The sequence below is a fragment of the Citrobacter werkmanii genome (genome assembly GCF_008693645.1).
In the GTDB taxonomy this organism is placed as follows: Bacteria; Pseudomonadota; Gammaproteobacteria; order Enterobacterales; family Enterobacteriaceae; genus Citrobacter; species Citrobacter werkmanii.
On sequence record NZ_CP044101.1, the window covers coordinates 2,367,083 to 2,379,946 of the forward strand.

The 12,864-nt window shown below is 50.3% G+C and carries 15 protein-coding genes and 1 other annotated feature; of the genes, 14 read left to right on the plus strand and 1 reads right to left on the minus strand.

All coding sequences use genetic code 11. The features are described 5' to 3' along the window. Positions 1 to 163 precede the first annotated feature (163 nt). Positions 164 to 922, plus strand: coding sequence for a DUF481 domain-containing protein (locus FOB24_RS12035; protein WP_038640176.1), 759 nt, complete (start codon positions 164 to 166; stop codon positions 920 to 922). Between the two features lie 165 nt (positions 923 to 1,087). Here FOB24_RS12035 and yniD read toward each other — a convergent pair whose 3' ends face one another. After that, complete coding sequence (gene yniD, locus FOB24_RS24440; RefSeq protein WP_223851243.1) at positions 1,088 to 1,195, minus strand: small membrane protein YniD; 108 nt, start codon at positions 1,193 to 1,195, stop codon at positions 1,088 to 1,090. A gap of 302 nt (positions 1,196 to 1,497) precedes the next feature. Here yniD and thrS point away from each other — a divergent pair, with 302 nt between their 5' ends. From thrS to FOB24_RS12100, 13 genes are all read left to right on the plus strand, one after another. Then, positions 1,498 to 3,426, plus strand: a complete 1,929-nt coding sequence (gene thrS, locus FOB24_RS12040) for a threonine--tRNA ligase (protein ID WP_032939806.1) — start codon at positions 1,498 to 1,500, stop codon at positions 3,424 to 3,426. Between the two features lie 3 nt (positions 3,427 to 3,429). After that, on the plus strand, positions 3,430 to 3,972 hold the full coding sequence (gene infC / locus FOB24_RS12045) for a translation initiation factor IF-3 (RefSeq protein WP_048997935.1): 543 nt from the start codon (positions 3,430 to 3,432) through the stop codon (positions 3,970 to 3,972). 96 nt (positions 3,973 to 4,068) lie between these two features. Beyond that, on the plus strand, positions 4,069 to 4,266 hold the full coding sequence (gene rpmI / locus FOB24_RS12050) for a 50S ribosomal protein L35 (protein ID WP_003030583.1): 198 nt from the start codon (positions 4,069 to 4,071) through the stop codon (positions 4,264 to 4,266). 54 nt (positions 4,267 to 4,320) lie between these two features. Then, positions 4,321 to 4,677, plus strand: coding sequence for a 50S ribosomal protein L20 (rplT, locus tag FOB24_RS12055; RefSeq protein ID WP_003030578.1), 357 nt, complete (start codon positions 4,321 to 4,323; stop codon positions 4,675 to 4,677). A gap of 119 nt (positions 4,678 to 4,796) precedes the next feature. Continuing rightward, positions 4,797 to 4,921: a sequence feature (Phe leader region), on the plus strand. Beyond that, entirely contained in the window at positions 4,802 to 4,846 is a 45-nt protein-coding gene (gene pheM, locus FOB24_RS24285) for a pheST operon leader peptide PheM (RefSeq protein WP_001386830.1), read from the plus strand. (Overlaps the previous feature by 45 nt.) A 165-nt stretch (positions 4,922 to 5,086) precedes the next feature. Continuing rightward, positions 5,087 to 6,070 carry a phenylalanine--tRNA ligase subunit alpha gene (gene pheS / locus FOB24_RS12065; RefSeq protein WP_150344968.1) on the plus strand — a complete coding sequence of 328 codons (984 nt, stop codon included), beginning with the start codon at positions 5,087 to 5,089 and terminating at the stop codon, positions 6,068 to 6,070. A gap of 15 nt (positions 6,071 to 6,085) precedes the next feature. Then, a complete protein-coding gene (pheT, locus tag FOB24_RS12070; RefSeq protein WP_137347197.1) occupies positions 6,086 to 8,473 on the plus strand; it encodes a phenylalanine--tRNA ligase subunit beta in 2,388 nt (795 codons plus the stop codon). Between the two features lie 4 nt (positions 8,474 to 8,477). Beyond that, positions 8,478 to 8,777: an integration host factor subunit alpha gene (gene ihfA / locus FOB24_RS12075; RefSeq protein ID WP_003030571.1), complete on the plus strand. Its 300-nt coding sequence runs from the start codon at positions 8,478 to 8,480 to the stop codon at positions 8,775 to 8,777. A gap of 155 nt (positions 8,778 to 8,932) precedes the next feature. Next, positions 8,933 to 9,913: a vitamin B12 ABC transporter permease BtuC gene (gene btuC / locus FOB24_RS12080; protein WP_042308812.1), complete on the plus strand. Its 981-nt coding sequence runs from the start codon at positions 8,933 to 8,935 to the stop codon at positions 9,911 to 9,913. A 60-nt stretch (positions 9,914 to 9,973) separates the two neighbouring features. Further along, entirely contained in the window at positions 9,974 to 10,525 is a 552-nt protein-coding gene (locus FOB24_RS12085; protein WP_038640185.1) for a glutathione peroxidase, read from the plus strand. Further along, positions 10,525 to 11,274, plus strand: a complete 750-nt coding sequence (gene btuD / locus FOB24_RS12090; RefSeq protein WP_038640187.1) for a vitamin B12 ABC transporter ATP-binding protein BtuD — start codon at positions 10,525 to 10,527, stop codon at positions 11,272 to 11,274. Before FOB24_RS12085 ends, btuD begins: the two co-directional genes overlap by 1 nt. Positions 11,275 to 11,351: 77 nt before the next feature. Continuing rightward, on the plus strand, positions 11,352 to 11,816 hold the full coding sequence (locus FOB24_RS12095) for an NlpC/P60 family protein (protein WP_038640189.1): 465 nt from the start codon (positions 11,352 to 11,354) through the stop codon (positions 11,814 to 11,816). A 318-nt stretch (positions 11,817 to 12,134) separates the two neighbouring features. Then, complete coding sequence (locus FOB24_RS12100; protein WP_038640192.1) at positions 12,135 to 12,848, plus strand: EAL domain-containing protein; 714 nt, start codon at positions 12,135 to 12,137, stop codon at positions 12,846 to 12,848. Positions 12,849 to 12,864: the final 16 nt, after the last annotated feature.

The following is a 12,864-nucleotide window of genomic DNA, read 5'->3' on the forward strand; positions in this document are numbered from 1 at the left end:
GATTTAAGAACGCTCTTATTCAAAAAATGAAATAAGAATTTATTGCTATGTTATTCGAGTCTTTTTATAATTTGTTACCTTTCAAGGGTCTTTTGTCATTGATCCATATGAAAGTTTCCGAGACCGTTATGGTCTCTTTTTTTGTTGTACGGACTCTTAATAAATGAAGCTTTTGAAGACAGTGCCCACAGCATTCATGCTGATGGGAGGCCTGCTTGCGTCAATGCATGCTGCCGCCGATGATTCCGTTTTTACTGTCATGGATGATCCTTCCAGCGCGAAAAAACCCTTTGAAGGTAACCTGAACGCGGGATATCTCGCCCAGTCAGGCAACACAAAAAGTTCTTCTTTAACTGCAGACACCAACATGACCTGGTATGGTCAAACTACGGCGTGGTCTCTGTGGGGAAATGCCAGCAACACCTCCTCAAATGATGAGCGTTCATCAGAGAAATATGCCGTAGGGGGCCGTAGTCGTTACAACATGACCGACTATGACTATCTCTTTGGGCAGGCAAGCTGGTTGACCGACCGCTACAACGGTTATCGCGAGCGTGACGTACTGACCGCAGGTTACGGTCGTCAGTTCCTTAATGGGCCGGTGCACAGCTTCCGTTTTGAATTCGGTCCTGGTGTTCGTTATGACGAGCACACTGATGGCACCACCGAAACGCAGCCGTTGGGCTATGCGTCCGGGGCGTATGCGTGGCAGATGACGGATAACACCAAATTTACTCAGGGTGTATCGGTATTCGGTGCTGACGATACGACACTCAACTCTGAAACGGCTTTGAACGTTGCCATCAATGAACACTTCGGGTTAAAGGTGGCTTACAACGTGACCTGGAACTCTGAACCGCCGGCAACGGCGCCGGAGCATACCGATCGTCGAACGACTGTTTCGCTCGGTTATCGTATGTAATGACAAGCCGGGTCAAATAATTGGCCCGGTTTTCCCAGTTAAAGTTAAGTTTATTTAATATTTACTCTACGTTTTATTTTTAACACGTACCAATAACGCGCTATTTTTCAGGTAAATTCTATTTAATAGATAAATAAACGGAACCGTACTGCCGGTGCCAATAATTTAACCCCAGATCATTGCGGCCCAACGCAGCATCAGCATGGCCGCCCAAATAACAAGCAGAATCACAACTATTTTCCCGTGTTTTTTCGCAAAGCGATTTGTTGGCATAGTTCTTTCCCGCTCATATTCGATGACTTTCGGCAAGTGTAACAAAGACGTCAGGGTGTCAGTGAATTGATTTACATCATACAGTGCGCGTTGATTGCTGCTTTGATCGGCTCGTAACACCGTGTACACTGTCAACGGTGTTATCAAAAAAAGGGCGTAGGTCCAGCGTCGCCACCAAGGCGACCCGTGACATATTTCGCAGAGTGAAGCGGGAATCAGCCCACACCTTTTTGATAATTTTAAATATTGAATCTTTGTATGTGCTCTTACGTGTGGGGCACCACTGCAAATAAGGATATAACATGCCTGTTATTACTCTTCCTGATGGCAGCCAACGCCATTACGACCACGCTGTAAGCCCCATGGATGTTGCGCTGGACATCGGTCCAGGTCTGGCGAAAGCCACGATTGCTGGCCGTGTTAACGGTGAGCTGGTAGATGCTTCCGATCTGATTGAACATGATGCGAAGCTCTCCATCATCACCGCGAAGGATGAAGAAGGTCTGGAGATCATTCGTCACTCCTGTGCGCACCTGTTAGGGCACGCGATCAAACAACTCTGGCCGCACACCAAAATGGCGATCGGACCGGTTGTTGACAACGGTTTTTACTACGATATCGATCTTGACCGTACGTTAACCCAGGAAGACGTCGACGCGCTCGAGAAGCGGATGCACGAGCTCGCTGAGAAAAACTACGATGTCATTAAGAAGAAAGTCAGCTGGTACGAAGCGCGTGAAACCTTCGTGAAGCGTGGCGAGACCTATAAAGTCTCTATTCTTGATGAAAACATTGCCCATGATGACAAGCCTGGCTTGTACCATCATGAAGAATATGTCGATATGTGCCGTGGCCCGCACGTGCCGAACATGCGTTTCTGCCATCACTTCAAACTGATGAAGACCGCTGGGGCATACTGGCGTGGCGACAGCAATAATAAGATGCTGCAGCGTATTTATGGTACTGCATGGGCAGATAAAAAAGCCCTCAACGCCTACCTGCAACGTCTGGAAGAAGCCGCCAAACGCGATCACCGTAAAATCGGTAAACAGCTTGACCTGTATCATATGCAGGAAGAAGCGCCGGGTATGGTGTTCTGGCACAATGATGGCTGGACTATCTTCCGTGAACTGGAAGTCTTCGTTCGTTCGAAACTGAAAGAATATCAGTATCAGGAAGTTAAAGGTCCGTTCATGATGGACCGCGTGCTGTGGGAAAAAACAGGTCACTGGGATAACTACAAAGATGCGATGTTCACGACTTCTTCAGAGAACCGTGAATACTGCATTAAGCCCATGAACTGCCCGGGCCACGTACAGATCTTTAATCAGGGTCTGAAATCTTATCGCGATCTGCCGCTGCGTATGGCTGAGTTTGGTAGCTGCCACCGTAACGAGCCGTCAGGCGCGCTGCACGGTCTGATGCGCGTTCGTGGCTTCACTCAGGATGATGCGCATATCTTCTGTACTGAAGAACAGATCCGTGATGAAGTTAACGCTTGTATTCGTATGGTCTACGATATGTACAGCACCTTTGGCTTCGAGAAGATCGTCGTCAAACTGTCCACTCGCCCCGAAAAACGTATCGGTAGCGATGAAATGTGGGACCGTGCTGAAGCTGACCTGGCCGTTGCGTTGGAAGAAAACAACATCCCGTTTGAGTTCCAACTGGGTGAGGGCGCATTCTACGGTCCGAAAATTGAATTTACCCTGTATGACTGCCTCGATCGTGCATGGCAGTGCGGTACTGTACAGCTGGACTTCTCCCTGCCGTCCCGTTTAAGCGCCTCTTATGTTGGCGAAAACAACGAGCGTCAGGTGCCGGTTATGATTCACCGCGCAATTCTTGGGTCGATGGAACGTTTCATCGGTATTCTGACCGAAGAGTTTGCTGGCTTCTTCCCGACCTGGCTTGCGCCGGTTCAGGTTGTGGTCATGAACATTACCGATTCTCAGTCTGAATACGTTAACGAATTAACGCAGAAACTACAAAATGCGGGCATTCGTGTAAAAGCAGACTTGAGAAATGAGAAGATTGGCTTTAAAATCCGCGAGCACACTTTACGTCGTGTCCCTTACATGTTGGTCTGTGGCGACAAAGAGGTTGAAGCAGGCAAAGTTGCCGTGCGCACCCGTCGTGGCAAAGACTTGGGCAGCCTGGACGTAAATGAAGTGATTGAGAAGCTGCAACAAGAGATTCGCAGCCGCAGTCTTCAACAACTGGAGGAATAAGGTATTAAAGGCGGAAAACGAGTTCAAACGGCACGTCCGAATCGTATTAATGGCGAGATTCGCGCCCTGGAAGTTCGCTTAACAGGTCTGGAAGGCGAAGCTTTGGGTATTGTGAGTCTGAGAGAAGCAATCGAAAAAGCTGAAGAAGCTGGAGTAGATTTAGTTGAAATCAGCCCTAACGCCGAACCGCCAGTTTGTCGTATTATGGACTACGGCAAGTTCCTTTATGAAAAGAGTAAGTCTTCTAAGGAACAGAAGAAAAAGCAAAAAGTTATCCAGGTTAAGGAAATTAAATTCCGTCCTGGCACCGACGATGGCGATTACCAGGTAAAACTCCGCAGCCTGGTACGCTTTCTGGAAGATGGCGATAAGGCTAAGATCACGCTGCGTTTTCGCGGCCGTGAGATGGCCCACCAACAGATCGGTATGGAGGTGCTCAACCGCGTCCGTGACGATCTGAGTGAACTGGCAGTAGTCGAATCCTTCCCTACGAAGATCGAAGGCCGTCAGATGATCATGGTGCTCGCTCCTAAGAAGAAACAGTAAGGCCTTCAAGTAGCAATGTCTGTGGAGCCTGCGGGTTCCACAGCCGTTGTTCGCCTACGTTTCGTTTATTAACAATGCGAAGTGGAAGTTATTAAAATGCCAAAAATTAAGACCGTACGCGGTGCTGCTAAGCGCTTCAAAAAAACCGGTGGTGGTGGATTTAAGCGTAAGCACGCAAACCTGCGTCATATTCTGACCAAAAAATCTACTAAGCGTAAACGTCACCTGCGTCCAAAAGGCCTGGTTTCTAAAGGCGATCTGGGTCTGGTTATCGCGTGCCTGCCGTACGCATAAGCCGTTAACGTTTAATTAATTTTTTACTAAGAATATAGATACAGGAGAGCACATATGGCTCGCGTAAAACGTGGTGTAGTTGCCCGTGCACGTCACAAGAAAATTTTGAAACAAGCTAAAGGCTACTACGGTGCGCGTTCTCGCGTATACCGCGTTGCCTTCCAGGCTGTTATCAAAGCTGGTCAGTACGCTTATCGTGACCGTCGTCAGAAAAAGCGTCAGTTCCGTCAACTGTGGATTGCGCGTATCAACGCAGCAGCACGTCAGAACGGTATTTCTTACAGCAAATTCATCAACGGCCTGAAAAAAGCCTCTGTTGAAATCGACCGTAAGATCCTGGCTGACATCGCAGTATTCGACAAAGTAGCGTTCACCGCTCTGGTCGAAAAAGCGAAAGCAGCTCTGGCATAAGCCGGTGAAAAGAGGGAGCCTGGCTCCCTCTCTTTTATTGTAGCGCAATCAATTAGTTGACATTTTACCCGTAAGCCTTTTCAATAAAGGTTGTCCGGTTTTTACCACATAAGGTAATGCAAGCATGAATGCTGCTATTTTCCGCTTCTTCTTTTACTTTAGCACCTGAATCCAGGAGGCTTGCGCGTGAAAGAAGAAACGGAAAACAGCGCCTAAAAGCCTCCCTGGTGGAGGCTTTTTTTATACGCGTCATCCTTCAAGTTGTCTCTGTGTTGGCTGCATTCGCTCACCCCAGTCACGTACTGATGTACGCTCCTGAGGATTTGCTCTTTTGCCGCCTTGATACAACTTGAATGATTTTGCGTATAGACGAGCGACTAGTGAATATCGCCACATAACGAGGAAAACCATGTCACATCTCGCAGAGCTGGTTGCCAGTGCAACGGCCGCCATTAACCAGGCTTCAGATGTTGCCGCGTTAGACAATGTCCGCGTCGAATATTTGGGCAAGAAAGGGCACTTGACCCTTCAAATGACAACCCTGCGCGAGCTGCCGCCAGAAGAGCGTCCGGCAGCAGGTGCGGTGATAAACGAAGCCAAAGAGCAGGTACAGCAAGCGCTGAACGCACGTAAAGCCGAATTAGAAAGTGCTGCGCTGAATGCCCGTCTGGCTGAAGAAACGATCGATATCTCTCTGCCGGGACGTCGTATCGAAAATGGCGGTCTGCATCCGGTAACACGTACTATCGAGCGTATTGAAAGCTTCTTCGGTGAGCTGGGCTTTACCGTGGCGACCGGTCCGGAAATCGAAGATGACTATCATAACTTCGACGCACTGAATATTCCTGGCCATCACCCGGCGCGTGCTGACCACGACACTTTCTGGTTTGACGCGACCCGTCTGCTGCGTACGCAGACTTCCGGCGTGCAGATCCGCACCATGAAAGAAAAACAGCCGCCGATTCGTATCATCGCCCCTGGGCGCGTATACCGTAACGATTACGATCAGACGCACACCCCAATGTTCCATCAGATGGAAGGGCTGATTGTTGATACCAACATCAACTTCACCAACCTGAAAGGTACGCTGCACGATTTCCTGCGCAACTTCTTTGAAGAAGACCTGCAGGTTCGCTTCCGTCCTTCTTACTTCCCGTTCACCGAACCTTCTGCGGAAGTTGATGTGATGGGCAAAAATGGCAAATGGCTGGAAGTGCTGGGCTGCGGGATGGTTCACCCGAACGTGCTGCGCAACGTGGGTATCGATCCGGAAATCTACTCCGGCTTTGCATTCGGTATGGGTATGGAGCGTCTGACCATGCTGCGTTATGGCGTGACCGATCTGCGTTCTTTCTTCGAAAACGATCTGCGTTTCCTCAAACAGTTTAAATAAAGGCAGGATAAAACAATGAAATTCAGTGAACTGTGGTTACGCGAATGGGTAAACCCGGCGATTGATAGCGATGCGCTGTCAAACCAAATCACGATGGCGGGTCTGGAAGTTGACGGTGTGGAACCTGTTTCGGGCGCGTTCAACGGCGTTGTGGTGGGTGAAGTGGTTGAGTGCGCTCAGCACCCGAACGCTGACAAACTGCGCGTCACCAAAGTGAATGTAGGCGGTGACCGTCTGTTGGATATCGTCTGTGGCGCGCCGAACTGCCGTCAGGGCCTGAAAGTGGCGGTGGCAACCGTGGGCGCCGTACTGCCAGGCGACTTTAAAATTAAAGCAGCGAAACTGCGCGGTGAACCGTCTGAAGGCATGCTGTGCTCGTTCTCCGAGCTGGGTATTTCCGACGACCATAGCGGCATTATCGAACTGCCCGCCGATGCGCCAATTGGCACCGATATCCGCGAATACCTGAAGCTTGACGACAACACTATCGAAATCAGCGTTACGCCGAACCGCGCCGACTGCCTGGGTATCATCGGCGTGGCACGTGATGTTGCCGTACTGAACCAGGCTCCGCTGGTTGAACCGGAAATGGCGCCAGTAGCCGCAACCATTAGCGATGTCCTGCCGATTCAGGTCGACGCGGTGGAAGCCTGCCCACGCTATCTGGGGCGCGTGGTGAAAGGCATCAACGTTAAAGCGCCAACCCCGCTGTGGATGAAAGAAAAACTGCGTCGCTGCGGCATCCGCTCTATCGATGCCGTGGTTGACGTGACGAACTATGTGCTGCTCGAACTGGGTCAGCCGATGCACGCGTTCGACAAAGACCGCATTGAAGGCGGGATTGTTGTCCGGATGGCAAAAGAGGGGGAAACCCTGGTTCTGCTGGACGGCAGCGAAGCTAAACTGCATGCGGATACGCTGGTGATTGCCGACCATAACAAAGCGCTGGCCATGGGCGGCATCTTTGGTGGTGAACATTCCGGCGTGAATGATGAAACGCAAAACGTCCTGCTGGAATGCGCGTTCTTCAGTCCGCTGTCTATTACCGGTCGCGCGCGTCGTCATGGCCTGCACACCGATGCTTCTCACCGCTATGAGCGTGGTGTCGATCCTGCGCTGCAGTACAAAGCGATGGAGCGTGCTACCCGTTTGCTGATTGATATCTGCGGCGGTGAAGCCGGTCCAGTTATTGATGTAACCAACGAAGCGACGCTGCCAAAACGCGCGACCATTACGCTGCGCCGCAGCAAACTGGATCGTCTGATCGGACACCATATTGCTGATGACCAGGTGAGTGATATTCTGCGTCGTCTGGGTTGTGACGTCACGGAAGGTCAGGATGAGTGGAAAGCGGTAGCGCCGAGCTGGCGTTTCGATATGGAAATCGAAGAAGACCTGGTCGAAGAAGTTGCCCGCGTTTACGGTTATGACAATATTCCGAATACGCCAATTCAGGCAGGTCTGATCATGGGTACGCATCGTGAAGCGGATTTATCGCTGAAACGTGTAAAAACCATGCTGAATGACAAAGGCTACCAGGAAGTTATCACCTACAGCTTTGTCGACCCGAAAATTCAGGCATTGCTGCATCCGGGTGAAGAATCGCTGCTGCTGCCAAGCCCAATTTCTGTTGATATGTCGGCAATGCGCTTGTCGCTGTGGACCGGTTTGCTGTCAACGGTGGTGTATAACCAGAACCGTCAGCAGAACCGTGTGCGTATTTTTGAAACGGGTTTACGTTTCGTACCGGATACGCAGGCCAACCTCGGGATCCGTCAGGATCTGATGCTGGCAGGCGTGATCTGCGGTAATCGTCATGATGAACACTGGAATCTGGCAAAAGAGACCGTTGATTTCTATGATTTGAAAGGCGATCTGGAAGCGGTTCTCGACTTGACCGGCAAACTGGCGGACATTCAGTTCAAAGCTGAAGCGAATCCAGCACTGCATCCGGGTCAGTCTGCGGCGATTTATCTGAAAGGTGAACGTATTGGTTTCATTGGGGTTGTTCATCCTGAGCTGGAACGTAAACTGGATCTGAACGGTCGCACTCTGGTGTTTGAACTGGAGTGGAACAAGCTCGCAGACCGCGTGGTGCCTCAGGCGCGTGAAGTTTCTCGCTTCCCAGCGAACCGTCGCGACATCGCAGTCGTTGTGGCAGAAAACGTTCCCGCTGCGGATATTTTATCCGAGTGTAAGAAAGTTGGCGTAAATCAGGTAGTTGGCGTAAACTTATTTGACGTGTACCGCGGTAAGGGTGTTGCGGAGGGCTATAAGAGCCTCGCTATCAGCCTGATCCTTCAGGATACCAGCCGTACACTTGAAGAAGAGGAGATTGCCGCTACCGTCGCCAAATGTGTAGAGGCATTAAAAGAGCGATTCCAGGCATCATTGAGGGATTGAACCTATGGCGCTTACAAAAGCTGAAATGTCAGAATATCTGTTTGATAAGCTTGGGCTTAGCAAGCGGGATGCCAAAGAACTGGTCGAGCTGTTTTTCGAAGAGATTCGTCGTGCTCTGGAAAATGGTGAGCAGGTAAAACTCTCTGGTTTTGGTAACTTCGATCTGCGTGATAAGAATCAACGTCCGGGACGTAACCCGAAAACGGGCGAAGATATTCCCATTACAGCACGGCGCGTGGTGACCTTCAGACCCGGACAGAAGTTAAAAAGTCGGGTTGAAAACGCAACGCCCAAAGAAGAGTGATTTAACGATTCGTTAAACCACTTGCGTTGCCATCAAAGCGGCAGCGTAAAGCATGACGTATATAACTAAAAAGGCCGCTCTGCGGCCTTTTTCCTTTTCACTACCGAAACAGCACCGTAGAATCACCCCCATCTTTTTTCAGCAGAATGGAAAACATGCTGACTTTCGCCCATCAACAGCAGCGACGAAACGTGCGCTGGATACTGTCACTGTCAGTGCTGATGTTACTGGCAACGATTTTAAGCCTGTGCGCAGGAGAACAGTGGATCGCTCCTGGCGACTGGTTCAGCGCCCGCGGCGATCTGTTCGTCTGGCAAATCCGCTTTCCACGTACCCTCGCCGTTTTGCTGGTAGGCGCTGCGTTGGCTTTATCCGGTGCGGTAATGCAGGCCCTCTTTGAAAATCCACTCGCGGAACCGGGTCTACTGGGCGTGTCTAACGGCGCAGGTGTAGGACTTATTGCTGCTGTGCTGCTCGGCCAGGGGCAGCTTCCCGGCTGGGCGTTGGGCTTATGTGCCATCGCCGGGGCGCTGATTATTACTCTCATTCTGTTACGCTTTGCCCGTCGTCATTTGTCTACCAGTCGCTTGCTGCTGGCGGGAGTGGCGCTGGGCATTATCTGTAGCGCGTTGATGACGTGGGCCATCTATTTTTCCACCTCTTTTGACTTACGACAACTGATGTACTGGATGATGGGGGGCTTTGGCGGCGTCGACTGGCATCAGGCCTGGCTGATGGTGGCGTTGATCCCCGTACTGATATGGATCTGCTGTCAGTCTCAGCCGATGAATATGCTGGCGCTGGGGGAAACTTCTGCGCGCCAACTGGGGTTACCATTATGGTTCTGGCGCAATCTGCTGGTGGTCGCCACAGGATGGATGGTCGGCGTAAGCGTGGCTCTGGCGGGTGCGATTGGTTTTATTGGATTGGTTATCCCCCACATTTTGCGGTTGTGTGGTTTAACCGATCACCGTGTTCTCCTGCCTGGCTGCGCGTTGGCTGGCGCAATCGCATTATTGTTTGCTGATGTTGTCGCGCGTTTGGTGTTGGCTTCGGCTGAACTACCCATCGGCGTGGTGACGGCTACCATGGGAGCACCGGTATTTATCTGGCTATTGTTGAAAGCCGCGCGCTAGAAAGCGTTGGTTCGGTCTATGATTAAAAACTGAAAATCAACCTGTTGTTCTGGAGATGCTATGCAAGACACTATCCTCAATACCGAAGTGACGACCATTGACGGCGAGGCGACTACGCTGCAACCGTATTCCGGCAATGTACTATTAATCGTCAACGTTGCTTCAAAATGTGGACTGACGCCGCAATACGAACAACTGGAGAACCTGCAGAAAGCCTGGCATCAGCAGGGCTTCAATGTGCTTGGTTTTCCCTGCAATCAGTTTCTGGGCCAGGAACCGGGCAGCGAAGATGAAATAAAAACGTACTGCAGTATGACCTGGGGCGTTACCTTCCCGATGTTCAGCAAGATTGACGTCAACGGCGAGGGGCGTCATCCGCTGTATCAGAAGCTGATTGATGCCGCGCCAACGGCTGTGGCGCCAGCAGACAGTGGATTCTATGAACGTATGGCCAGTAAAGGCCGGGCGCCGCTCTACCCGGACGATATCCTGTGGAACTTTGAGAAGTTTTTAGTGGGACGGGATGGGCAAGTACTGCAACGATTCTCTCCGGATATGACGCCTGAGGATCCGATGCTGGTGCAAAGCATCAAGAAGGCGCTGGCAAACTAATGTCTCGATTGATGCAGCTACAGGATGTAGCGGAATCGACCCGGCTCGGCCCGCTTTCTGGTGAAATAAAAGCAGGGGAAATCCTGCATTTGGTGGGTCCTAACGGTGCGGGGAAAAGTACGCTGTTGGCGCGTATGGCGGGTTTGACGACCGGGGAGGGCAGCATCACCTTCGGCGACATGCCGCTTGAAGAGTGGCCGGCAGCAAAGCTGGCGCAATATCGTGCTTATCTTGCGCAACAGCAAAACCCGCCTTTTGCCATGCCGGTCTGGCATTTTCTGACGCTGCATCAACCCGACAAAGCGCGTGCCGATCTGTTACAGGAGGTCGCCGATGCGCTTGGTCTGGGGGATAAGCTGGGGCGTGGCGTCAATCAACTCTCCGGCGGTGAGTGGCAGCGTGTGCGCCTGGCGGCCGTTATTTTGCAAATTTGCCCGCAAGCTAATCCATTCGGTCAGCTTTTACTGTTGGATGAGCCGATGAACAGCCTGGACGTCGCGCAACAAAACGCCCTGGACAGGTTGTTGGGCCAACTGTGTTTGCAGGGAATAGCGATTGTGATGAGCAGCCATGACCTCAATCATACCTTGCGCCATGCGCATAAAGCCTGGTTGCTCAAACGTGGGAAGCTGCTTGCCAGTGGCTCACGTGATACGGTCCTGACACCAGCTAATCTGTCTGCGGCTTACGGCGTGAACTTCCGTCGTTTGGATATCGAAGGCCACAGAATGCTCATATCAACCACTTAAGTTAAATGGGTTCTTGAAAATCCTGTAATTTCCACGCTAAATTGGCATAAAAATAAAATCCAGAGGATTCGTCCTGAATGCGCTTTTGGCTCCTTTTCATCACAGCATTGTTTTTGGCGGGCTGCAGCAGCCATCGTGCTCCTGCGCCAAATGCCCATTTGTCGGATTCTATCGCCGTTATCGCCGGTCTTAATGACCAGCTACAAACCTGGCATGGTACACCTTATCGTTATGGTGGTATGAGCCGTAGCGGGGTGGATTGCTCAGGGTTTGTTTTGATGACGATGCGGGATAAATTCGATCTACAGCTCCCGCGCGACACGCGCATGCAATCAAAGATTGGTACCGAAATCGATAAAGATGATTTGTTGCCAGGCGATCTGGTTTTCTTTAAAACCGGATCCGGAGAAAGTGGTCTGCATGTCGGCATTTACGACACCAATAATCAATTTATTCATGCCTCAACCAGCCGCGGAGTGATGCGCTCGTCACTGGATAATGTCTACTGGCGTAAAAACTTCTGGCAGGCTCGACGTATTTAATCCTCACAACTGACGAGGCTGCCAACGACTGTGCAGCCTCGACATTTTCATTTGAATGCTAACTGTTATTACTGCTTCCAGCCGATCAATAACCCTGTGTGTTAAGAGTGTATCTTGCTAAAAATATGATTTATGCCGGGATATTAAAAAGTGCAAAGCTGGATATTCGCTTATAATCACGATAAGCTAAAAAAAAGGATTCGATTTACTGGCTATAAAGGGACAAATGAAAGAGCCTCTACTTGCATCAGCAGTAACGTATTTCTCCATCCTTTGCTACAGGATGCCGGATAACACCTATGCAGAGGGGCTGGTACGATGATTGTTTCACTGGATAATCTTTATCAATCGGAGTTGTCTTTTCTCCCTGCGAGAAGTGAAAAAGGCGATCTTGAATTCGTAGATATCATCACCAGTTTTGCCAGCCTGCAGGGGGATGTGCGTATACCAACCGAGCTGGTCTTACCTCGGATGTCGGACGATGAACAATGTCGTTTATTTGCAGAGAAACTAGAATTAATCGAAACGTGCCAACATTTTTTTATTCAGCGAAAAGTCTCAGTCTGGATTAATTTAACCCCGGCAATTGCTCATACTTTATTATCAGACGCTGAATATGCTTCACAAATTGAACGATTTTCATTTCTGGAACTGGCTATTAATGAAAGCTATCCAGAGTTAAACAAGGGTAAAGACAATCCAACGCTGGCTGCACTTGCGGCAAGATTTCCATTAATTCTGCAAAATTATGGCGCTGGCGGCATATCAACGCGGGCAATTTTTGATGGCCTGTTCAAACGTGTGGTGTTGGATAAAAACTTTGTTCAACAAAGGATTGCACATATTTCATTTGAACCATTTATGCGCGCTATCCAGGCGCAAATATCACCCTGCTGTGAGTCAATCATCATTAGCGGTATTGATACGCAAGAAATGTTGGCACGAGTACTTCCCCTCGGTTTCAGCGCCATGCAGGGAGGACTGTGGCCTGCGGTACCGCCCGCGCAGATAATTTCGTTATCGAGGATATAACCCTTTTATTTGCTGG